The sequence below is a fragment of the Bacillus sp. MUM 116 genome (assembly GCF_001866655.1).
In the GTDB taxonomy this organism is placed as follows: Bacteria; Bacillota; Bacilli; order Bacillales; family Cytobacillaceae; genus Neobacillus.
This window is the reverse complement of record NZ_MLYR01000093.1, coordinates 20,557-43,594: the sequence shown is the minus strand read 5'-3', so window position 1 is coordinate 43,594 and position 23,038 is coordinate 20,557. Positions and strand designations below refer to the sequence as shown.

The 23,038-nt window shown below is 39.2% G+C and carries 25 protein-coding genes; 4 read left to right on the top strand and 21 right to left on the bottom strand.

What is annotated here, in order from left to right:
- Positions 1-53: 53 nt before the first annotated feature.
- Positions 54-1,034, top strand: a complete 981-nt coding sequence (locus tag BIV60_RS21900; protein ID WP_071357846.1) for an MBL fold metallo-hydrolase — start codon at positions 54-56, stop codon at positions 1,032-1,034.
- Positions 1,035-1,214: 180 nt separating this feature from the next.
- On the opposite strand, the gene BIV60_RS21895 is transcribed toward BIV60_RS21900, so the two are convergent.
- The 5 genes from BIV60_RS21895 to BIV60_RS28710 form a co-directional block, all read right to left on the bottom strand.
- A complete protein-coding gene (locus tag BIV60_RS21895; protein ID WP_071357845.1) occupies positions 1,215-3,023 on the bottom strand; it encodes an adenine deaminase C-terminal domain-containing protein in 1,809 nt (602 codons plus the stop codon).
- Between the two features lie 98 nt (positions 3,024-3,121).
- Complete coding sequence (locus BIV60_RS21890) at positions 3,122-3,745, bottom strand: LysE family transporter (RefSeq protein WP_071357844.1); 624 nt, start codon at positions 3,743-3,745, stop codon at positions 3,122-3,124.
- Between the two features lie 113 nt (positions 3,746-3,858).
- A complete protein-coding gene (locus BIV60_RS21885) occupies positions 3,859-4,896 on the bottom strand; it encodes a glycosyltransferase family 2 protein (protein ID WP_071357843.1) in 1,038 nt (345 codons plus the stop codon).
- Entirely contained in the window at positions 4,893-6,593 is a 1,701-nt protein-coding gene (locus BIV60_RS21880) for a DUF6044 family protein (RefSeq protein WP_141770520.1), read from the bottom strand. The genes BIV60_RS21885 and BIV60_RS21880 overlap by 4 nt, the downstream gene beginning before the upstream one ends.
- 125 nt (positions 6,594-6,718) lie before the next feature.
- Positions 6,719-6,883: an aspartyl-phosphate phosphatase Spo0E family protein gene (locus tag BIV60_RS28710; RefSeq protein ID WP_083402385.1), complete on the bottom strand. Its 165-nt coding sequence runs from the start codon at positions 6,881-6,883 to the stop codon at positions 6,719-6,721.
- Positions 6,884-7,082: 199 nt separating this feature from the next.
- Between BIV60_RS28710 and BIV60_RS21875 the strand changes: the two genes are divergently transcribed.
- A complete protein-coding gene (locus tag BIV60_RS21875; protein WP_071357841.1) occupies positions 7,083-8,069 on the top strand; it encodes a potassium channel family protein in 987 nt (328 codons plus the stop codon).
- A gap of 277 nt (positions 8,070-8,346) precedes the next feature.
- Here the strand turns inward: BIV60_RS21875 and BIV60_RS21870 are convergent, their stop codons facing one another.
- From BIV60_RS21870 to yugI, 4 genes are all read right to left on the bottom strand, one after another.
- Positions 8,347-9,696 carry a glucose-6-phosphate isomerase gene (locus BIV60_RS21870; RefSeq protein WP_071357840.1) on the bottom strand — a complete coding sequence of 450 codons (1,350 nt, stop codon included), beginning with the start codon at positions 9,694-9,696 and terminating at the stop codon, positions 8,347-8,349.
- A gap of 267 nt (positions 9,697-9,963) precedes the next feature.
- Positions 9,964-11,127, bottom strand: coding sequence for an iron-containing alcohol dehydrogenase (locus BIV60_RS21860; protein ID WP_071357853.1), 1,164 nt, complete (start codon positions 11,125-11,127; stop codon positions 9,964-9,966).
- Between the two features lie 179 nt (positions 11,128-11,306).
- Entirely contained in the window at positions 11,307-12,506 is a 1,200-nt protein-coding gene (locus tag BIV60_RS21855; protein ID WP_071357838.1) for an ornithine--oxo-acid transaminase, read from the bottom strand.
- A 345-nt stretch (positions 12,507-12,851) separates the two neighbouring features.
- A complete protein-coding gene (gene yugI / locus BIV60_RS21850) occupies positions 12,852-13,253 on the bottom strand; it encodes a S1 domain-containing post-transcriptional regulator GSP13 (protein ID WP_071357837.1) in 402 nt (133 codons plus the stop codon).
- A gap of 205 nt (positions 13,254-13,458) precedes the next feature.
- On the opposite strand from yugI, the gene BIV60_RS21845 reads away from it, so the two are divergent.
- Positions 13,459-13,686: a helix-turn-helix domain-containing protein gene (locus BIV60_RS21845; RefSeq protein WP_071357836.1), complete on the top strand. Its 228-nt coding sequence runs from the start codon at positions 13,459-13,461 to the stop codon at positions 13,684-13,686.
- Positions 13,687-13,867: 181 nt separating this feature from the next.
- On the opposite strand, the gene BIV60_RS21840 is transcribed toward BIV60_RS21845, so the two are convergent.
- The 5 genes from BIV60_RS21840 to BIV60_RS21820 all read right to left on the bottom strand — a co-directional run bounded on the left by BIV60_RS21840 (position 13,868) and on the right by BIV60_RS21820 (position 17,619).
- Positions 13,868-14,134, bottom strand: coding sequence for a DUF1871 family protein (locus tag BIV60_RS21840; protein WP_071357835.1), 267 nt, complete (start codon positions 14,132-14,134; stop codon positions 13,868-13,870).
- 126 nt (positions 14,135-14,260) lie between these two features.
- On the bottom strand, positions 14,261-15,673 hold the full coding sequence (gene gndA / locus BIV60_RS21835) for an NADP-dependent phosphogluconate dehydrogenase (RefSeq protein WP_083402384.1): 1,413 nt from the start codon (positions 15,671-15,673) through the stop codon (positions 14,261-14,263).
- 275 nt (positions 15,674-15,948) lie between these two features.
- Positions 15,949-16,503 carry a superoxide dismutase family protein gene (locus BIV60_RS21830; protein WP_071357834.1) on the bottom strand — a complete coding sequence of 185 codons (555 nt, stop codon included), beginning with the start codon at positions 16,501-16,503 and terminating at the stop codon, positions 15,949-15,951.
- Positions 16,504-16,589: 86 nt separating this feature from the next.
- Positions 16,590-16,796, bottom strand: coding sequence for a hypothetical protein (locus BIV60_RS21825; RefSeq protein ID WP_071357851.1), 207 nt, complete (start codon positions 16,794-16,796; stop codon positions 16,590-16,592).
- 82 nt (positions 16,797-16,878) lie between these two features.
- Entirely contained in the window at positions 16,879-17,619 is a 741-nt protein-coding gene (locus tag BIV60_RS21820) for a peptidylprolyl isomerase (protein WP_071357833.1), read from the bottom strand.
- 105 nt (positions 17,620-17,724) lie between these two features.
- Between BIV60_RS21820 and kapB the strand changes: the two genes are divergently transcribed.
- Complete coding sequence (gene kapB / locus BIV60_RS21815) at positions 17,725-18,105, top strand: kinase-associated lipoprotein KapB (RefSeq protein ID WP_071357832.1); 381 nt, start codon at positions 17,725-17,727, stop codon at positions 18,103-18,105.
- 40 nt (positions 18,106-18,145) lie between these two features.
- Here kapB and kapD read toward each other — a convergent pair whose 3' ends face one another.
- The 7 genes from kapD to BIV60_RS21785 all read right to left on the bottom strand — a co-directional run bounded on the left by kapD (position 18,146) and on the right by BIV60_RS21785 (position 23,032).
- Positions 18,146-18,763, bottom strand: coding sequence for a 3'-5' exonuclease KapD (gene kapD, locus BIV60_RS21810; protein WP_071357831.1), 618 nt, complete (start codon positions 18,761-18,763; stop codon positions 18,146-18,148).
- A gap of 262 nt (positions 18,764-19,025) precedes the next feature.
- The gene (locus tag BIV60_RS21805) at positions 19,026-19,262 is read right to left on the bottom strand and encodes a hypothetical protein (RefSeq protein ID WP_071357830.1); all 237 of its coding nucleotides are present in this window, start codon (positions 19,260-19,262) and stop codon (positions 19,026-19,028) included.
- Positions 19,263-19,373: 111 nt separating this feature from the next.
- Positions 19,374-20,882, bottom strand: a complete 1,509-nt coding sequence (locus BIV60_RS21800) for a leucyl aminopeptidase (RefSeq protein WP_071357829.1) — start codon at positions 20,880-20,882, stop codon at positions 19,374-19,376.
- 72 nt (positions 20,883-20,954) lie between these two features.
- The gene (locus BIV60_RS21795; RefSeq protein WP_071357850.1) at positions 20,955-21,563 is read right to left on the bottom strand and encodes a 3D domain-containing protein; all 609 of its coding nucleotides are present in this window, start codon (positions 21,561-21,563) and stop codon (positions 20,955-20,957) included.
- A 115-nt stretch (positions 21,564-21,678) separates the two neighbouring features.
- The gene (locus BIV60_RS21790) at positions 21,679-22,002 is read right to left on the bottom strand and encodes a YuiB family protein (protein WP_071357828.1); all 324 of its coding nucleotides are present in this window, start codon (positions 22,000-22,002) and stop codon (positions 21,679-21,681) included.
- A 267-nt stretch (positions 22,003-22,269) separates the two neighbouring features.
- Entirely contained in the window at positions 22,270-22,395 is a 126-nt protein-coding gene (locus BIV60_RS29855) for a YuiA family protein (protein ID WP_177177369.1), read from the bottom strand.
- A gap of 157 nt (positions 22,396-22,552) precedes the next feature.
- Positions 22,553-23,032, bottom strand: coding sequence for an NUDIX domain-containing protein (locus BIV60_RS21785; protein ID WP_071357827.1), 480 nt, complete (start codon positions 23,030-23,032; stop codon positions 22,553-22,555).
- Positions 23,033-23,038 lie beyond the last annotated feature (6 nt).

Below are 23,038 nucleotides of genomic sequence, written 5' to 3'. Positions count from 1 at the left end.
ACACAGTGAAATCAACATTCAGTTATAACAGAGCCAAATTTTAAAAAAAGGGGGTGGAACTTTTGATTGATTTAAAAAAAGCATGTATTGAGGTCTTCCCCATCATTGTTCCTGAACCAACATCGTTAAAAAGCGTAAACTTTTATTTAATTAAACAAGGAAAGTCACTTTCATTGATTGATGCCGGATGGAATAACGAAGCATGTTGGGATGGATTAATGGATAGCTTAAAGAGCAATGGATTTACGATAAAGGATATTACGGAAATCCTCCTTACTCATCACCATGTCGATCATGTAGGCTTAGTGGATAGAATTACATCCGTAAACTCCATTCCCGTCTATTGTCACCCTAGTTCCATTGCCCGCTTAAAGCGGGACAAAAAATTTCTGGAAATGAGGGTCGAATTTTATTCCAAACTATACAAGGAAATGGGATGTGGGGAGCAAGGGGAACGTCAAATTGCCTATTTGAAAAGAGCAATAGAGAAGAATAAACAAAATGCGATACAAGCTGATCTTATTCCGATTCAGGAAGAACGATTAAACCATTTTCAAATTTTCGATATTCCAGGGCATTCACCAGACCAAATCGCTTTTTACAACGAAAAACAAAACTGGTTGTTTGCCGGTGATTTGTTGATTGATCATATTTCAAGTAACGCTTTGGTTGAGCCTAATGCAAATGGGGATCGACTTTCCACCCTTTCACAGCAGATGAATTCCTTGAAAACATGCTTATCTCTTAATGCCGATCTTGTTTTTTCGGGCCATGGCAGCTTGATTGAAAAACCAAATTCATTAATATTGCAGCGCCTTGAGCGAATTGAGAAAAAGGGAGAACGTGTGATTCAATTAATAAAGTCAGGCTGCTTAACAGGAAGTGCAATTGCTAAAGCCTATTACAAAACGACCTATTACGAGCAATTCTCTCTCGTTATGTCTGAAATCATCGGTCAACTAGACTATCTTGAATCGCAGGGGAAAATAAAGAAGGAACTGGTAAACGGGGTATGGCACTACTCTGAAATGTAATAACAGAAACAGCAGCAGCCAACAATTATGGCTGCTGTTGTTTTTCGTATAAGTTCATCAACCCGTATAACAAATTGCTTCGTGGCATCTTTTCGTAAGAACATTTGCGAAAATTGCCTAGAAACTTAAGTATTTGGCCCTTATTAAGGTCCAAAAGCAACAAAGTTTACGAAAAGAGCCTTAGCAATAGGTGTATGAGTTTAAAGGTGCTGAAGGAAGTAAAATTTCATCTGTTTTCACCTCATATAAGCCATACGGTACTAAACGAAGCCCTGGCAGAAAATCGCAGGTCAAAAATAACAATGTATAAAGAATGTCATGGAATGGGAATCCGCGTTCCTGTACTGCCGCCAAAAGTTGATCATGATACTTCACCGCATTGGAAAACTCGGGATCTGTTGTCATCATACCTGTCAGCGGCAGCGGAATTTCCAACACCACTTCATCGCCGTCTACGATGACAATCCCTCCCCCCATTTCATACACTCTTACGGCCGCTTTTTTCATCGATTCCGGATTTCTCCCGACCGCGAGCAGCTCTGTCGTAGTATTATAAGTAGAGGCCATGCCATCAAGAGTAACTGCAAACCTTTCCAAAATCGCCTTCGAAACCCATTCACCCTTTCGATCAATTAAAGCAGCGTATACAAGACCTTCATGATGGGAAAGATCTGCATATCCGTTTACTGACGGAAGTACCGTATCCTTTCTTTGAGTAATCACGTTACTTTTAAAATAGGAAACTGGCACAGGATTCTTTTCAGATGGATGTGGATAGCGATAAAGATTCACATTTTCCAAGACTGATTTTGAAAAAGTAAATGTTTTCCGAACAAGATATTGATCCCAGTCAATCTCTGGAAGGGAAACAGTTAAGTCTCCGTTCTTGGCAACAATCTCTCCGGAAGCAATCACCATATTAGGTTTAAAATCTGTTAAATTCGGAAGCAGCAGGATATCTGCTTTTCTGCCGGGAGCAATGCCGCCAATATAGTCATCCAGCTTTAGGTAGGTTGCAGCATTGATGGTGACCATCTGGATGGCAGTCATCACTGGGACTCCAAGCTCTACGGCCTGTCTTACAAGTCCATCCACAAATCCTTCTCTTTCAATAAAACCAGGGTGGGGTCCGTCTGTTGTCATGACAATTCGGCTCGTATTCACGTTTCCGTTCATAATAAGTTTAACGAGTTCTTCCAAATCCGGGCGCAATGAGCTATTGCGCAGTGTTGTCCACATGCCCAGCCTTAGGCGGTCAAAAGCTTCCTTCGCGGTAATCGCTTCATGACATGCCGTCACACCAGACGCTACAACCGCATTTAATTTTTCGTAAGAGCATCCCGCAGTATGTCCATCCGAAACCTTACCAAGTCCCTTTATAAAATCCATAGTTTCAAGTAAAAACGGGTCACCATTATATAAAAGCGGCCAACGCGTTACTTCTGCCGACCCCACAACATTTTCAAGTTCCAATAGTTCTTTAATATCCTTATGATTATACCACTCCCGTTCACCGGGATAATCAGCTTGAGAGACAAGCCGGATGAGCCAAAGAAAGTTACCCGGCAATGCTTTTAAATCGTTTGCCATCTTTTTAAAACCTTTTGCGCCCATATGTAGATAAAAAAATAAATTATCATTGACAGTGGTGGTAGTCCCCAAGGACAACACTTTTCCCGTAACACTTACAGGATTATATACCACCCATGGATGAGCATGCGCCTCGATAAATCCAGGGGATACATACTTTCCTTCTGCATCAATCACTTTTGTATCGGCACCTATTGAGGCTTCACTCTGCCCCACATAGGCAATGGAATCCTGATATACGGCAATATTCAGTGTCAAGAATTCCCCGGAATATACATTGATAACCGTTCCGCCTTTTATAAACAAATCTGCAGGTCTTTCTCCTTTGGCAACTTCGATTAATTCACTTCTTTGAGCTGTCAGCTGCACAATCTTCCCCCCATTATAAAAGTATATCATTCTGGTATTACGCTTTACAAAACACCGGATATTAAACATAATATTAATAGGAGGCAGTTTTATTTGTCAACACATTCAATTCAAAATAGTCAAAATACTTAAAATAAAAGCTGATATGCCTGGATTCCAAAGTATAAGCCGAAAACAATCAAGGAAAGGCCGGAAAAAAGGGAAATCATCACTAATAATCGGGAAGTTAAAAAACTTCGAAAGCTGCTGGAAACTCCCGCCATCGTAATATCCCACACCAAAAGGCCGATAAAGATTGCAGCACTATAAATAATAAGTTCCGTATTATTCGAGGTTGCAGCTGTTTTTGCCAGAACAGAACCATAAATCCCCAGCCAAAAAAGAATCGTTAACGGATTGGAAATTGACATCAAAAAGCCTGCAAAAAAAGATTTAATCAAAGGTTCTTTATTTCGCGTATACTCCAAATTTAATGTACCTGCTTTTAGAATACTCTCAATGCCGGTATAAATAAGAACAAAACAGCCAAAAAGCCACAAGAAGGTTTTTACAATTGGCGTTTCAAGAAACTGAACCACTCCTATGTAAACAATAAGCATATAAACCCCGTCGGCGACAACTGCCCCGACTCCAATTAACCACGCATGCAGAAAACCGCTGCGAATCCCTCTGTCAATTTGGGCAGCATTTATTGGACCAATCGGCGCAGCAAGTGATAGTCCCAGTAAAATATAGCTTAGAAATATATTCATTCTTCTCTCTCCCCGCCTAAAAATAAAGCCTGTCTTTACATTTTTATTCAGGAAGAATGGGTTGTACCACAAAAAAACGAGTTTTCCTGTTTTCAGAAAAACTCGTTTTTAGCTTAATTATTTTCCATAACTTTTTTTTTCTCTCTTTTAAAGATGTCTTCTTCCCTTGCACGATTTAATAAATGATGCCTCGAAATCGGCAGATTAAACGAATCAATATCAATGATATATTTGGGGCGCTGCTTGGATTCTTTGTAAATTTTCCCGACATATTCTCCGATTAGTCCAATCGCAATGAGCTGCAGGCCGCCGATCAGCCAAATAGATGTTATGAGTGAAGTCCATCCTGATTGTGTATATCCTAAGAACTTGAGAGTTAAAAAATAGCCTCCAAATATCAGACTCATAAAGAAGGAGATAAATCCGGTTAGCAATACAAAACGAATAGGTGTAACCGAAAAGGAAGTAATACCATCAAGAGCAAAGGCAATCATCTTTTTCAATGGATATTTTGTTTCGCCTGCGAGCCGCTCTTTCCGGTCATAATAGACCATTTCAGAACGAAAACCGAGCAGCGGAACAATTCCTCTTAAAAACAAATTCACTTCCTTAAAACGTTCCAGTTCCTCTACGGCCCTCTTGCTCATTAAGCGGAAATCAGCATGATTATAGATTAAATCAACACCCATTTTTTTCATTACCTTATAAAAGCCTTGGGCCGTACTTTTTTTAAAGAATGTGTCCGTTTCCCTGCCTTTTCTCACGCCATAAACAATCTCGGCTCCTTCATGGTACTTTATCATAAACTCTCGAATGACTTGAATATCATCCTGAAGATCGGCATCAATCGTAATCAGGCAATCCGATGTTTCCTTTGCGGTAAAGAGCCCCGCAAGTAAAGCATTCTGGTGGCCGGCGTTTCTGGAAAGCTTTATACCGCGGATTTCTTCATTTTTCAAACCAGCTTTATAAATAATTTCCCAAGTACGGTCCTTACTGCCGTCATCGACAAAAAGGATCTTACTGAGAGAAGATACAAGTTTTTCGGCCTTTAAGCTTACCAATAACTTCCTTAATTCGAATATTGTATTAGGCAGGATTTCTTCCTCATTATAGCAAGGAACCACGATCGTAAGGTTTGGCTCAATCATCTTGTCATTACCTCCGATGTCTCTATAGTCTTATACAAGTAAATTTTCCATGCTGAGGTTTTTGATTTAAAAACCTTTTCCAGGTTCAGTTGATTTTCCTCTGCATTATCAATCGGTAAGGCTGAAAAAATATATTGACCGCCCATTTGGTTGAAAACGGCAGTATTTAGCTCCAAGTTCTTTAAATGCCTTTTAGAATGCTTTTTAACCATGTATCGTTTTCCAAGCTGGGCGGTGAACAGATAGCAGCGGCCCCCCCATTGGTCAAAATAATTTCGAACCGTTTTATTTTTTGCCAGCTCCTTTTCAATTATTTCCCGGAACTGATGTTTATAGGTTAACGGATAAAAATTATTATACGTATCCAGAGTGTAAAAACCATTGTACTGTGAAACCGCCGGGTGAATTCCAATACTGGCAACCCTGTAATCCTTTTGAGGGAGGCTGATGTAATTCTTTACTTCCTTGAATAAATCCTCTGCATAAAACTCTTTCACTGTCGGTTTTTGACGGTAAATGATTTCATCATTAAACACCCCTAAAAATAGCAGCTGCAAGACAACAAACCAGTTTGCTGTTTTGGCCCAGCTTTTTCCTTGAAGCGAGATGATTTTTAATGCAATTGCGAAACTTGCATAAGTGACGAGCGGCCTTAGAAAATGGTAACGGGCAAAGTTAAATGTATCCATAAAATGAAAACGTTTTGTTAGTGGCAGCCATCCTTTAAAAAACCAGAACGCATACCATATCGATAATGTAAAATTTAAGATAAATAAAAAAACATAGAGTCTTTCCTGTTTCCATAATTTTTTCTTATAAATAAAATACAGCGCAATAAAAGTCGCGGGAAGGATAAAGAGAGTATGTACGGTCATAACATGGGTATGCCCCAGAACATAGTTTTTGAACGTCAGTCGAATAACCCGCCATAAAGGCAATTCTGCATGGAAGTATTCATCCCGGCTATTGGCTTCAGAAACGAATAAAAAGGAATAAACTAGACGGTATTCCGCAATCATGTAAATAAATGTCATGTACATAATGGAAAATAAAAAACGTGGATTCCATCCTTTTCTTCTGATAATGTCAACAGCCCAAAAAATTCCCATGGCGCTTAAAAAAAAGAAAAATCCCAGGACAATACTTGAATATAACGGCAAAAGTGTTAGGGTTACGTAATCTTTTGCTGTTCCGCTGCCGTTACGGATATTGAGAAAAGCCCAAAGAGCAAGCGGCATTCCTAACGTACTTAACATACCCGATGGCCAAAATGGAGTAAGGGCAAAGGCTAATGCGGCACTTACCTGATAAAACCTCCAATGATTCCCCGGAAGAAAGTGTTGCTTTAATAGGAGATACATTCCAAAAAAAGCAACAATCCTTGTAATGGCTTGGCTGATTCCATAGGCAATCATGGTTGGAAAAAGTGCATATAGCCAGACAATCAAGCTAAACTCTGTACCAAAAGTGTTTCGCGGCACTCCATTAATAATTTGAGGGATGATACCATTTACCGGGCCAAATATTTCCCCGCTTTGGGCAAGCACCTTATACCATGCCAAATTCGAATCCAAATTATCGTGAACACGGATATGGGCATTTTCCTGGAGAATAAAGAGCGGGGATAAATATAATGCAAGCACTAACAAAGCAAAAAAAATCAGCTTTTGCTCTTTCTTCAATTCACTAAACACCAGCTACACCTCAAAATATTTGATTATAGTTAAATTTTGCATTTTCGTAGAAATTTATCCTTATTTGAAGTTGGAAAACATTTCATGCGTCTTTTCATTATAAAAACCTTCCGGAGGACCCGGAAGGTTTAATTTGGTTTTACTTTTTCATTATAATCATTGAGTAAAAGGTCGAGTTTTTGGCTGCATTGAACAACATGGGGATTAGAATATCCATGCTGGCTGGCTAAGAGAATCATTTCTAATCTAGTTTTTTCAATATTGAACAAAAGTGAGTGCTTCGTACTATTCATCCCTTCGACCCCATTTCTTAAGATTCTGGTTGTAAGCTATTATTCATAATTTATTTCATTTTGAAAACGTTTACAAGGGGAATGAACAAAAAAGCCAAAATTTTGCGGCGTCACCTCAATATAAAATAAGTTGGAATATGACTAGATTAACCCTTATTACGTCAATAATGGGAGAAGAATCGATGATCGAGGTGAGAACATGCCCAATCGTTTTTATATCAGTTTTTTAAGATTACCTCTCTTAATTCGAATCCTATTTATTGCCTTATTAGTTTTTCTACTATTCGGAATTTTTATACATCTTGTAGAACCTAAAACCTTTCCATCTATATTCGATGGGATCTGGTGGGCGATTATTACTGGTACAACCGTGGGTTATGGTGACTATGTTCCACATTCCTTAATCGGCAGATTTATCGCCTTAGTTCTTATTCTACTTGGTGCTGGCATTGTTTCCTCTTATTTTGGAACATTGGCCGCCGCAGCGGTGACAAAACAGGATGCTTTATTAGAAGGAAAAATTCAATTTAAAGGGAAATTCCACATTATTATTATTGGCTGGAATGAAAGGTCAAGAGAGCTAACTGATAAGATAATCCGCTCACGTACTCCACAAATGATTGTTTTAATTGACGAAACCCTTGAAGCAAATCCTGTCCATTCGAAATTTGTTCATTTTATTCAAGGCAAGGGCCATGTTGACGAAACCATTATGAAAAGTAATATAACCGAAGCGGAAAAGGTTTTAATAACAGCAGACCGGGGAAATGATGAGCTTCAAGCGGATATGAATAGTATTTTAACTTTATTAACGATAAAGGGCTTATGTGCGGAGGTTAAATGTATTGTGGAAATTTTAACTGCTGAACAAGTAATCAATGCTTATCGGGCAGGTGCAGACGAAGTAATTCAATCAAATAAATTAACGAGTGTTTTTATGATAAATAGTCTGCATTCCAATGGAGATGGTCTTTTGTCCGATTTCGTTCACCAATTGCAGGAAAGCAGATTATCCGCGTGTACGATAAAAGAAGAGGAAATTGGCAAAAGCATTTTAGAGGTCTGCCATCAATTATTAAATGAGGGAAATTTATTGATTGGGATAAAAAGAGGGGAAGAAACATTATTAAATCCTCCCCACTCCATCAAAATAGAAAAAAATGATTTATTATTAATCTTCAAATAGGTGCTGAACAATCTTCAGCACCTTTTCTTTGTACTATAAGAATTTATAAATTGCTTTGAGAATTGTCCAGCTTCAGCGCCTAGGTGCTCGAGGTCACAAGCCAATACTTCAAGAAGGTTAAAGAAAAACCTTCTCGCCGGCTCGCCTTGTGCTTGGCTACAGAAAGCTAGCGCTTTCTGTACGGATTAAGGACTACTAAGTCTCTGTCTTCGCTACGCTCGCCAATCGACTTGTATTCCTATATCGCCCCTGACCAAGGCGATTCCGCTTTTCCTAGTTATTTTAAACGCTTTTCTAGCTCAGCTTTTTTCTCTTCAAAGCCTGGTTTACCTAATAAGGCAAACATGTTTACCTTATAAGCTTCAACACCCGGCTGGTCAAATGGATTTACACCGAGTAAATAGCCGCTCATTGCACATGCTTTTTCAAAGAAATACACCATATACCCGAATGTATATTCATCCATGGCCGGGATGGTAACGATTAAGTTTGGCACTCCGCCATCTGTATGCGCAAGCATTGTTCCTTCAAAGGCTTTGTTATTCACAAAATCAACCGTTTGGCCAGCCAGATAATTCAAGCCATCCAAATCATTATCCGCTTTTTCAATTGTTAATTCATGACGCGGTTGTTCGACCTTAATAACCGTTTCAAATATATCACGGCGCCCTTCCTGAACATATTGCCCAAGAGAATGCAAATCAGTCGAAAAATTAGCCGAAGATGGAAAAATCCCCTTTTGGTCCTTCCCTTCACTTTCACCGAATAGCTGCTTCCACCACTCTGAGAAATATTGAAGTCCAGGCTCGTAGTTAATCAACATTTCAATGGTTTTTCCTTTGTTATAAAGGACATTTCTTACCGCCGCATACTGGTAGGCTGCATTGTCTTCAAGTTCGGAATGGCCAAAGTCTTCCTGTGCTTGGGCAGCGCCTTCCATCATTTTTTCAATGTTTGCCCCGCTGACCGCGATTGGCAGCAGGCCAACTGCTGTTAAAACAGAATAACGGCCGCCAACATCATCCGGAATCACAAACGTTTCATAGCCCTCTTCATTGGATAATGTTTTCAAAGCGCCTCTTGCCTTGTCAGTGGTTGCAAAAATTCGTTTGTTCGCCTCTTCACTGCCGTATTTTTCTTCAAGAAGCTTGCGGAAAATCCGGAAAGCAATTGCCGGTTCTGTTGTTGTGCCGGATTTGGAGATTACATTGATCGAAAAGTCCTTTCCATCCAGCAAATCCATTACATCTTTCATATAAGAAGAACTGATATTATTTCCGACAAAAATAATTAGAGGAGTTGTTCGTTTATCTTTTGGAAGAGCATTGTAAAAGCTGTGATTCAGCATTTCAATTGCAGCACGGGCGCCAAGGTAAGAACCGCCAATCCCGATTACAAGTAAAACATCTGAATCGGATTTAATTTTTTCGGAAGCTTTTTGGATTCGGGAAAACTCCTCTTTATCGTATTCGGTTGGCAGTTCAATCCATCCTAAAAAGTCACTGCCTGCGCCGGTTTGTTCATGAAGCGAATGGTGTGCTACTTTTACAGCATCACGTAAATATGTAAGTTCATGTTCCCCAAAAAAGGTTAATGCTTTTGAATAATCAAAGCGAACGTGTGTCATATGTAGGATCCTCCAGTAATTATATTTTCAATATCCACTTTAACGAATGCCGTGATGATAATCAAGAAAGGGTACATAATGAAAGCGCACCCATTTTCGACATGAAATGCGGGAGCGCCTTGATCAGCCCCGACAAGCGCTGGAGGTCCATCGATGAAGTCGTTTTTTGACTTCATCGGATGGACCGAAGCGACCTAGAGGTGCTAGGCGCTGAAGCTGGACACATTATTTAAAAAACCCAGACATTATTGCCTGGGCCCTTTATTCCTATAATGAAGCACGATAGATCGCTGCCGTATCTTCCCGATTTAGATTCTTAAAATTACCATACTCACCATTAACCATAGCTTTGTCAGCCATTAATTCAATTTGGCTATCATCAATTTGATAGTCTGCCAAACGTGATGGTGCCCCAATGCTATTCCAGAAATCACGGAGTTTTTGAATTCCTTCAAGCCCTGCTTCTTCCGCGCTTTTTCTTTCAGGGTCAACACCGAAAACCCGAACAGCAAGCTGTTTGAAACGTTCTGGTTTAACATCGAGATTATGCCGCATCCAATTAGGGAAAAGAATCGCAAGACCACCGCCATGCGGGATGTCATAAACGGCTGAAACAGCATGTTCCAGATTGTGGGTGGCCCAATCCCCACGGTAACCCATATTGAGAATCCCGTTTAAAGCCATTGTTCCACAGTAAAGAATTGTTGCTCTGTATTCATAGTTTTCAAGATCTGACAGTAATTTAGGTCCAGTTTCCATGACCGTAAGTAATAAGGATTCGCACATGCGGTCCTGAAAATCAGTATTTTCTTCCAAATGGAAATAATGCTCTAAAGTATGTGACATCATATCTACAATTCCATAAACCGTTTGATTTCTTGGGACAGTGTACGTATTAACTGGATCTAATATCGAAAATTTCGGGAATGTGGCAGGACTTCCCCATCCATACTTTTCCTTTGTTTCCCAGTTCGTGATAACGGACCCAGAGTTCATTTCAGACCCCGTTGCCGCAAGCGTTAATACTGTCCCAAATGGAAGGGCATCTCGGGCAATTACTTTTTTTGTCACTAAATCCCAGGCGTCGCCATCATATTTAGCCCCGGCAGCAATCAGCTTTGTACAATCAATGACACTCCCGCCGCCAACTGCTAAAAGGAATTCTATTCCTTCTTGTTTACAAATTTCTACTCCTTTTCTTGCTGTTGAGATGCGCGGGTTGGGTTCTACCCCGGGGAGTTCGAAAATCTCACAATTTATTTCTTTTAAGGTTTCGATTACTTGATCATAAAGGCCGCTTCGTTTAATACTTCCGCCCCCATATACAAGTAAAATTTTACGACCATGGTTTGGCACTTCGTTTTTTAATTGTTCAAGCTGACCTTTTCCAAAAATCAATTTTGTTGGATTTAAAAAAATAAAATTCTCCAAAATCTTCAACTCCTTTTCCTCCATCATTACTTATTATTATGATGTTAATTGCAAAAAACTAGTTTTTTGTTTTCTCGAAAAGAAGTAAATGTAAATTTTTGAAATTACACCATAAAAAATCGGAAGCGCCTCTTTGCGCCTCCGATTTTTTTCCGCTTCCGAAACGATTCCAATAAATTTTAGCCCAGCACCTTATGGATTCTCTCAAGGGCCCAATCCAATTCTTCTTTTGTAATGACAAGTGGTGGCGCAAAACGAATAACCGTATCATGGGTCTCTTTACAGAGTAAACCTTGCTCCTTTAACTCTTCACAATATTTACGGGCAGGCTCTGTTAATTCCACTCCAATAAACAAACCGCGTCCACGAACTTCTTTTATCATTGGATTCTTAATTTCCTTTAGTTTACTGATAAAATACTCACCAAACTCCATTGATTTCTCTGCAAGCTTTTCATCAACCAGCACATCTAGTGCAGCAATGGAAACAGCACAAGCAAGAGGATTTCCACCAAAGGTAGAACCATGAGAACCAGGATTAAACACACCCAAAATGTCTTTATTGGCACATATACATGAAATTGGCATTACCCCTCCACCTAACGCTTTACCTAGTATATACATGTCAGGTTCAATGCCTTCCCATTCACATGCAAACATCTTTCCGGTACGGGCCAAACCCGCCTGAATCTCATCAGCAATAAATAGCACATTATTTTGTTTACAAAGATCAAATGCCGCTTTAATAAAGCCTTCCGGAGGGATCACAATTCCGGCCTCTCCCTGGATGGGTTCAATCAAAAAGGCAGCAGTATTTGGGGTAATCGCTGCTTTTAATGCCTCTAAATCACCGTAAGGGACAAGCTTGATTCCTGGAAGCATCGGTCCAAAACCACGTTGATACTCTGGATCAGATGACAAAGAGACGGCTGTCATCGTTCTTCCATGGAAATTTCCATTACAACCGATGATTTCTGCCTGGTTATCGGGGATTCCTTTCACATCATAACCCCAGCGGCGGGCAGCTTTAAAGGCTGTTTCTACTGCTTCTGCTCCCGTATTCATAGGAAGGGCCATTTCTTTATTCGTTATGTTACAAACTTTTTCATACCAAGGCCCTAACTGGTCATTATGAAAGGCCCGTGATGTTAAAGTAACCCTGTCTGCTTGATCCTTTAAAGATTGAATGATCTTAGGATGACGATGTCCTTGGTTAACGGCTGAATATGCACTAAGCATGTCCATGTATTTATTGCCTTCAGGGTCTTCTACCCATACACCCTCTGCCCGTGAAACGACAATTGGAAGCGGAAGATAATTTCGGGCACCATATTTCTCTGTTTGCTCAATGAGTTTATTCGTATTCACTGTTGCTGCCATAAAGCCTTCCTCCATTTCATTGATGAAATATGTACTTATATTATTGTAGCCGTGCAGAGAAAAAGAATGACCGAATATCGAAAAAGATTTTTACTATTTTTTGTAAGGATGTGTTAAATTTGGCTGTTCATTTCCGCTCCAGGCACTTCGCTTTCCGTGGGCGGTCCGGGGAGCCTCCTAGTCGCTTCGCTCCTGTGGGGTCTCCCCTGCCCCGTACTCCCACAGGAGTCTTCGTGCCTTCCGCTCCAATCAACATGGTTAAAAAATCAACAATGACATTTAACACAGCCTATGAAAAAAGGGCTTGGAAATTTAGAATTCTAAACATCCAAGCCCTTCATTTTATTATTTTTTAATTAAATCTTCCCTTTGTGATTGATCAATCCACTCTTGAAGCTTATCTTTTAAGGTATTGAATCCTTGCGCTCCTTCAGTTTCCGGAACAATGGCAGCCGCTTGGCGCTTACGTGGCTTTTTAACCGGCTTTGCAGCTTGGACAGGAGCCTCTTCTGTAGCGCGAATGGATAAGCCAATTTTACCTGCACCTTCGTCTATAGATAAAACTTTCACTTTCACCTCATCACCGACTTTGAGATGATCATTAATATCTTTCACATAACCGTGTGTGATTTCTGAAATGTGCACAAGGCCTTGTGTATTTTCCCCTAATGCCACGAACGCACCATAGGGCTGAATTCCCGTTACCTTACCTGTTATGATACTGCCTGTTTCGATTATTTCCGACATGAAAACACTCCTAAATCAAATTTATTTTATACCCAATTATATGCAATAAAAAATTATACCACAATGATGATGTTAAATCAAAAAGACAATCACATTTGCTAGAATGAATTTAAAAATTAACAGAATGTTCAAATTAACTATTAGTATTATTAATATAATATGATAAAATATATAAAAGAAAATTTTTTTAGGAGAGGTGAACAGTATGAGATCAATCGGTCAAACAATTAAAAACTGCCGTGAAATGCAAAACATGACACAGCACGAATTGGCACAAAAGGTTAGGGTAGGATTATCTACGATTGAAAAATACGAATCCGGAGAGCAAGTTCCAAGCAGGGAGACAATCTTAAAGCTATCAACCGTTTTAGATATACCTGCTTCAGAACTTTTAGACCAAACGTTTCATACGCACTCCTCAACCATTGATTAAGCATTGTAGAAAATTTACGGTATAAGATTGTATGTAAAAAGCGGTTTATTACCGCTTTTTTATTATTTTTCCGTTTTGTGTATAAAAAAAAGGAAACTGGAAAACCTTATTGTATAAGGCTTTCTAGTATTCCCCCTTTTTGAAGTGGACAATCTCTCGGGATGTCCCCTTTTTTTTTGTTCTAAATAGTGCATGAGTCATTATTTTTAATAATTAACAACTTCTCCGCCATCTCAAGACAGGAATCGATTGGAATGATTTGTTCAAATGAAAACTCGTAAATGCTTTGAATTTTTTCAGCAAGTGCAGCAGGATGATTGAGTTCATGTATCGCCTGAATCGTGTCCGCAATCTCTGTATCGTAACTCCCCTCTTCTAATTGAAAAGGATTCCATTGATTTAATAAATCAACAAATTTTAAATTTGTTTGTAGTTGACTATTCTCCATTTTCTATCACCTATAATTCTCCTATTATGATCCCATTAAAAATCCCCATTGTAATTTTAGTATACGTTGTTTTCCTCATAATAAAAAGCCAGACTGATTTAAAAAATCAGCCTGACTTCAAATTTTCTATTTTGCTATCCATTCTGTATGGAAGATTCCTTCTTTATCAACTCTTTGATACGTATGCGCACCGAAGTAATCCCTCTGTGCTTGAAGCAGGTTGGCTGGAAGAACTTCCGAGCGGTAGCTGTCATAATAAGCAAGTGCGCTTGAAAGCCCTGGAACAGGGATCCCAGCTTTAATGGCAACGGAAACAACCTCTCTTGCCGCATCTTGGTATTCATCAATGATTGATTGGAAATAGGAATCCAATAAGAGGTTTTCCAAATTCGGATTGCGGTCATACGCTTCTTTAATATTTTGCAGGAAGGCTGCGCGAATGATGCAGCCGCCGCGGAAAATCATCGCAATTTCGCCCGGTTTTAAATCCCAGCCATACTCATCAGAAGCCACTTTATACTGTGCAAAGCCTTGAGCATAGGAAACAATTTTACTTAAGTACAGGGATTTCCGAATTAATTCGATAAATTGTTTTTGATCACCGGTATATTCAAATTTTGCTGGGCCTCTTAAAATCTTGCTTGCTTTAACACGTTCCTGTTTCAATGCAGAAAGGAATCGGGAAAATACAGATTCAGTGATGATTGAAAGAGGAACACCTAAATCAAGCGCACTTTGACTTGTCCACTTTCCAGTTCCCTTTTGACCAGCTGTATCCAAAATGACATCAACAAGAGGCTTTCCAGTTTCCGAGTCCTTTTTTGAGAAAATATCGGCCGTAATTTCGATTAAATAACTGTCCAGCTCGCCTTCATTCCACTCCTTAAATACTTCATGAAGTTCTTCCGCTGATAATCCGAGAAGCTCTTTCATGATGTGATAGGACTCACAAATAAGCTGCATGTCACTATACTCGATTCCATTATGAACCATCTTGACGTAATGTCCGGCCCCGTCTGGACCGATATATGTACAGCATGGTTCCCCATTTACCTTTGCAGAAATAGCCGTTAAAAGCGGTGCAACCGCATCATAGGCTTCTTTTTGACCGCTTGGCATAATTGCAGGCCCTTTCAGAGCTCCTTCTTCCCCGCCGGAAACACCCGCTCCAATAAAGAGAATTCCTTTTTCGGCAAGCTCGGAATTTCTGCGAATCGTATCTTGATAAAAGCTATTTCCACCATCTATTAGGATATCGCCTTTGTCCAAATGTGGTAAGAGAGATTCAATCGCTTTATCTGTAATCACTCCAGCATTGACCATTAACAAGATTTTTCGCGGTAATTCAAGTGATTGAATAAATTCTTTAATATCAGTTGTGCCAAATAAGTGTTTCTCAGGATTATGTTCTAGTATTTCATTTATTTTTTCAGCAGAAAGATCATAAATAGAGACAGAAAAACCTTTGCTTTCAAAATTTAGCGCCAGGCTTCTTCCCATAACACCAACGCCAACTACTCCTATTTGTTGTGTTTTCAATTTAAACTCATCCCTTCAGTAGTTGAAAAAAATTTCATTCCCACATAATTATAATAAAAAATTTTTTTCAAACAACTTTTATGCAAAAAATATGTCGAAAAAAATCTGCTATTATCATTGCCTTTTTTTCAAATATCATTAGAATTTAGCCAGTTGTTACAGCATTTGTTCCCCTGACATTATCCTTTCACCGCCTCCTTGGGAAAAGAAAATAGCTTTCAAGTTTTAAATGCATGAAAAAAAGGCCTCTCCATTAGAGAAGAAAGCCATTATGCTTATTTTTTTTCATCTTGAGATCCTTTTTGACCCTTTTGCTGCTTGTCTTTTGTAATTTCGCCGCAAGCCACCCGTTTTCCTGAATCCCCGGCTGGCTGTGTCATGCCATCATCTTTACCTGCATGAACGACAATGGAAGTTCCATTTTTGGTAAATAAAGATTTCTTTCCATCTTTTAGTGAAACATTTGGGGCCATTAAATCGGCTTTAGCTGATCCATCATCACCAACGATTAAATTGGGAATATCGCCTGCGTGGGCTCCATTCGGATTTAGCAGTCCATGTTTTTTATTTTCGGGGTTAAAATGACCTCCTGCCGATTTAAAGTCAGGTGCCTCACATTTACCATTATCATGAATATGTATCGCATGTACCCCTGGTGTCAATCCAGTTAAATTTACTTGCATCTTTACTCCGCTTGCCTGTTCTGATAAGGTGATTTTCCCAAGGGAATCACCGGCCGGATTATACATTTGAACATCAATCTTTTTTGGATTTTCACCGGTGCATCCTGCTAGAAAAAGCAACGGAAGGATCAGCCAATGTTTCTTCATCTAATACCTCCACAATAGACATTTTGTCAATAGTATTTCCGAAGAATAATCGAGGTATTCAAAAATGAAAAAGGAACAGCTTAGAATTACTGTTCCTTTTGACTATGCTGATTCATGATACGATTTTCTAATTCTTTTGCTTTTTTTGCTTCACGATTCGAGATTGCAATAATAAATTTCATTGCTAGAATTGCTCCAATAAAGAAGATAAGAAACGTGATGCCAGCGGGAATATACTCAGATTTATCTTTAGGAAAATATAAAAACAACGACAATATCTGTGGTTGAAACATATTTTTCTCCCTTTCATCAAGGAAATTCATTTTTATCATTATAGCAATAAAAATAGCTTCAACCAAGTTTTATCCTTTAAAATTACTTTAATACGTTGATTTTTTTAATCACGACATCTTCCTTTGGTTTATCTTTGGCATCAACTGGGGTATTGGCTATTTTATCAACAATATCCATACCCTCAATGACTTGCCCGAAAACCGTATGACGGTGGTCTAACCATGGAGTGCCCCCATTTTTATCATAAGCAGCAATGATTTCCTTTGGATAGCCTACTTTCTCCATTTGATCTTTCATCGAAGGATCTACCTCAGGATTTTGCACGATAAAGAACTGGCTTCCATTTGTATTTGGACCTGAGTTAGCCATTGACAAGGCGCCGCGAAGATTAAAGAGGTTATTTGAGAATTCATCCTCGAACGGCGCACCATAGATGCTCTCTCCTCCCGTTCCATTCCCATTCGGATCCCCGCCCTGTATCATAAAATTCTTAATAACCCGATGAAAAATGAGGCCATCGTAATACCCTTTTTCACTATGTTTTACAAAGTTTTCAACCGCTTTTGGTGCATACTCTGGAAATAATTTTATTTTAATATTTCCCATCGAAGTTTCTATTTCGACTAATCTTTCGTTTTCGGATACCTCAGTTGTTAGCTGAGGATATACGGTGTTTGACACTTTTTTGTCTCCTTCCTTTTGTTCAGTGCTTGCTGTATTGTTTTTGGGTTTAGAATCATACTTCAAATTGCTTGTCCCGCATCCGGACATTACCAGCATGATGATAAGCAATGCGGTCCATATTTTTAAACTTATTTTCATTATCATCCCTCCATTTTTTTAATTTAACCGAAATTTACTAATTTTGCACTTTGTTTTTAATTCTTTTAAAATAAAAGAGATGATGGAACTAGAGGGGGGCTTAGATTGGCAGATTTTAAGATTGGGGATCGTGTTACCGCGATTTATAAAACTGGAAAATATATCGGTGAAATAACAGAGGAACGACCGCAGCATTATTTAGTAAGGGTACTTGCAGTTTTGAAGCATCCAATGCAAGGGGACCTACACAATCCAAAGAGTGCAGATGTTCTTGTATTCCATGAAAGAAGGGCACTCGCCTTTAGGGAACAAGCAAATATTCCAAAACAAATGGTCAAACATTTTGAGGAAGAAGTACCGGATTATCAAACATCTTTAAAAAATTCTCTAGAGCAAATGAAAAAAGAGCTTCTGGAAAATCCCTCTCCATGGGCAGAAATGAGCTTAAAAATGATTGAGTCGTTGGAAGAGGATTATTTTAAATAAGTAATATAAAAGGCCAAATCAATTTGAGTGATTTGGCCTTTTATGCGAACTCATTTAATAGTTTTGAAAAATCTACCCGGTCGCCAATTGTCGTTGGTTTTGGCTTTTCCAAATAGCGCTTATCCTTTTCCACAAGCTTGTATATATTATAGGTAGTCAGTGCATCATCAAGTGCACGATGGTGTCTGCCTGTTCCTTCTTTGCCATATTCTTGAACTGCCTTCCAAAGACCTGTTTGGTTTTGGTCACCGAAAAAACGTTTATACTCCATAGATAAATCCAACTCGGCTGCACGAAACGGGAACGGGATACCAGCTGCAAGGCAATTTTGACGTAATACCTTCATGTCCATATTCCCCCAAGTAACAATGGTCATCTCATAGCCTTTGTTGAACTCCTTCATTTTACGAATTAATTCAAAAAAAGTAATCCCTTTGTTTACCTGTTCCTGAGAAATATGTAGAAATGATTTACAGCGCTCCGATAGCGTAGGAAATTTAAGCGGGGTCACATAGGATGAAAACTGATCAATGATTTGATCATCTAAAACTGAAACAATACCAACCTCAATAATTTCTGGATAAAATTCCTTCATACGTACATTTCTTTCCGGCATGGTAAATTCAAAATCAATAAATAGACAATGCCGTTTTCCCATCGTTTTTCACCACCTTTTCTCACAAAGTTCTTACTACCATTATATAAAGAAACCTGTACAAAAAATTGTACTTATTAAAATTTTTTTATTATTTTCTATTATAACACGAAATCGTCATAATTTTTTAAAATTTCGCCATTTCAAAAACAACTATCTTTTAGAAAAAGCCAAGAAAAAAGGATGAGATATCTCATCCTTTTTAACAAATTCAAAATTTGCATCCAAAATATAAAAACAGCCTGCCTGAGTTGTTTTTACATTGTTAATAGAAACCTGGATAACCGAATCCTGGGTAACCGAATCCTGGGTAACCTATGCCTGGATAACCAAATCCGGGGTAGCCCCAAGGCGGGCGGCTTCCTATTGCCGCTCCTGCAAACCCACCTAATCCTCCGCCTAATAATCCTCCTAAAAAGCCAAGGCCACCTATCGCCAACGGCCAACCCAACCCGATAAATCTTTGATCTTGAACTGGATAGGGATATCGATAAGGGTACATACCATCATACCTCCCACTCTCATATACTTGCCTACACTATTTCATATGCGAAAGGCTAGGTTTTTGAGTGGGCCAACACATAAAAACTTAAGAAGACCAAAAGGGTAAAACCTATTTTTCAATTGGCTCGAAACGCTCAACAAAAAGAGCAAGTGTGCGCGTCATGACACCTGTTGCACCGGCCGGGCCAAGATCATAGTCCTTTGAAGTGGTTGCAGTTCCGGCAATATCCAAGTGTACCCATGGTGTTTCTTCCGCAAATTCCCCGATAAACGCACCTGCAACAAGTGCATGGCCTTCACTTCCAGGTGAATTATTCAAATCAGCGACTTTACTGTTTCGCACTCTTTCGATTTCCGTATCAAACAGGGGCAATTGCCAGATCCGTTCTCCAGCCTCCCTAGATGCTTCTAATACTTGTTCATAAAGTTGTTCTTGATTGGTCATTGCTCCAGTGGTGTAAAGGCCTAATGCGGTAATCACACCTCCCGTTAAGGTTGCAACATCCACCAAGTACTCGGCACCATGGTGCTTGGCATATGTTATCGCATCCGCCAGCACTAAACGCCCTTCTGCATCTGTATTTAGGACTTCAATGGTTTTACCACTCATCGAAGTAATCACATCATCCGGCTTAAACGCCGAACCGCTAATCATATTGTCCGTAGAAGGAATAACAGCAACGACGTTTTGTTCAGGTTTCAATTCCCCAATAATCTCCATTGCCCCTAAAACAGCTGCCGCACCGCCCATGTCTGATTTCATGCCAACAATCCCTGCTTTTGTTTTAATCGAATATCCTCCCGTATCAAAGGTAATCCCTTTGCCAACAAGGCCAATCACATCCTTCCAGTCCTCCTTCCCTTGATACTTTAGAACAATCATTTTCGGTGGCTCCGCTGATCCTTGGTTTACTGCTAAAAACGCACCCATCCCGAGCTTTTCAATCTCCGCCTTTTCTAGAATTTCCACTTCAAACTCATACTTGGCGGCAAGTTCCTTTGCATAATCAGCCATATCACCTGCTTTTAGTATATTACCTGGAGTGTTCACAAGCGTACGGGCAGAATTGGTCCCTTTTCCAAACGAATAGCCTACTGTTACCGATGCTTTCAGTTCATCCTTGTCAAGAGATTCATGATAGAAGGTAATACTGTTTAAATGCTTCTCCGGTTCATTAGACCTTTGTTTATAGCCTTTAAATTCATAAGTCGCCATGGCAAATGCTTCACCAGCTGCATGAACAGCGTCCTGCTCATTCAACTCCCCGGTTGTAAACGATTCCAAATATATTGCCAGTTCTTCCAGTTTTGCTATTTTAATCGCCTTGAATAGTTTCCCAAAGGCATCTCTTGCTTTTTCAAAGTTTAGGTCCTTTTCTTTGCCAAGCCCAACAAACCAAATTCTCTTTACACCCATTTTTCCAAAAGTATGTATTTTATTAATGCTTTTAAACTTAGCAGAAAGATCTCCCGATTTCACCAATTCCTTGAGCTGCCCCTCGAATAATTCATCAAGTTTGGCCAGTATTCCGGTAAACTTTTCCGGCCGGTCAAAAAGACCAATCACTAAACCTTCATGTTTATTTGAAAAATTAAAATCTGATTTACTATCAAACATGATTTTTCCCCCCTAGTATCTTAATGATTTAATTATAAAACATAAATAGAAAAAACAGGCCTTTGCCTGCTTTTATCTTTTCTCAGAATTGATATATTGCTGTCTGAATACTTGCATGGATTTATTTTCATTCAATGTTTTTAATTCCTGCTCAGAGAGACTTCCATTCCCTTTTTGGACAACGTATACATCCAGTTTCTTTTTGCCCCATTGGTTGTATACATCTTTAACCGTATTAAAGTATAGGTCCAATTCATCACCATTTATTGCCCCGCCTTTATCGGCAACTACCCCATAACCATAGCCGGGAATAAATAAGATGGTACCCAGAGGAAAAACATTTAAGTCTGCTGCAATGGTTGAATATAAATCCCGCTTTACTTTTACACCCGAATACGTAATCCCATATTCGGGATGCCCCTGATACTTGCCTGTTGACTCAAACCCTGCAGTATAGCCCGTTGCCACAACTGTTTTTTTCGGATATTTCGACCAATCGACGGCTTCTTCTAACGTTGGGACTGTACCTGCTGCCGATTTACTCGAAGAAATGAACGGATCAACAAAATTTAGTAGTGTTTGGGCATTCACCCCGGAAATGGATTGATAGGTTACCAACAGCGCCATTAAGAATAGACATGTCATCAAAAAGCGCTTTGCCCAAATTGTTAATATTTTCATCAAAATTTTTCACTCCTCCAAAAATATTCATTTCCCAAGAGGAAAAGAATTATTCAAAAAGGAGTAAAAGGAAATTTTTCCAAAATAAAAAGACTTCTTACATTTGTAAAAAGCCTTAGAACATCTGGTATCCGTTTTTACGTAAAAGCTTAATGACAATACCTGCTACAATAGCGCCTGCAAGCCCACTTGCCAAGATTAAAATGTCGGCTGTAGCAAGAGAGGTAAATCTATGCCCAAGCTGCACAAATGCTGCTTTACTATCTGTAAAATATTCCACAAAACGAACTTTATCAACAATTAAAATCGCGACAATTGGATAAATAATCGCCATAATCCAAGACATTCTTAAGAGCATATTAAGAATAAACCCAATCCCAAAAAATAACACAAAAAATAATAACATCGAGATGATTAAAACAACAATGCTCATTTGCATTGGAACTCCCCCTTTGACACATCAATTTTAAGTGTACTGAATGTCCAAAAGGGAGTCAATAGGAAAAGCGCAAGCACCTTGGTCAGCCTCAGGCATAGCGTAAGACGAGCCGACGAGAAGGTTGCTCTTTAACCTTCTTGGCGGATTGGCTTACGACCTCAAGGGGCTAGGCGCTGGAGCTGGACAATTCTCGAAGCCAAAAGCTACTCTAAAAAAAATAGCCCTCCGAAGGATTCGAAGAAGCAATGGGTGGTAATTAAATTTGGTTTACTCCTCCTTTTTCCCTGTTCCCTCACAACTGGAGCAAGTTTCAGAGCCGCCAAGCAAAAGTTGAAAATATCCTTTTCCTGAACAATAATCACAAGTTTGTGTATCCAAGTTTTTTACAGTCATTGCTATCTCCCCCTTAAAACTATTATTTAAATTTTCTGATAATATATCAAGAAAATAGAAAAAAGAAAAGGAGGAAAAACCAGCAAAAAAAGATAAGAAAACGGATACATCAGAAGTTTTCTTTCATTTTCTATCGGTTTCTCTAATTTTCTAAAAATTACAAAAATACTCTATATGCTGTATAGCCAAACTGGTCCCCTGGATTTAAACCATCAGTACAAGGAATTGATGTGATAGATGTTTGATTGATAAGATAGCTTAAAAGAATGGAAGCCTCCTTTTCATTTAGAAGCTCTTCAGGTGTCATAAACCGCGCCTCATAAAGCTCACTGTCTTGATGGAGAATTTCCACATTGTTTACCGGTTCAAGTAAAAACATAAGCAAATTGTCACTAATTTCTTCTTTTATTACACCGGTTCTCAGCCCTATTAATCCTCTCACAACACAATCAATACCTGTTTCTTCCTTGATTTCACGAATCACAGCCTCATCCGCTGTTTCGCCTTCGTCAACAAACCCCGCTGGCAGCGACCATTGGCCTTTTAACCCGCCATATCTTTTCTTCACCACAAGCCATTTTCCCTCATAAATGATTAACCCTGAAACAGCCAGCCAGACCTTATCGCGTTTTTTCATGAAAAA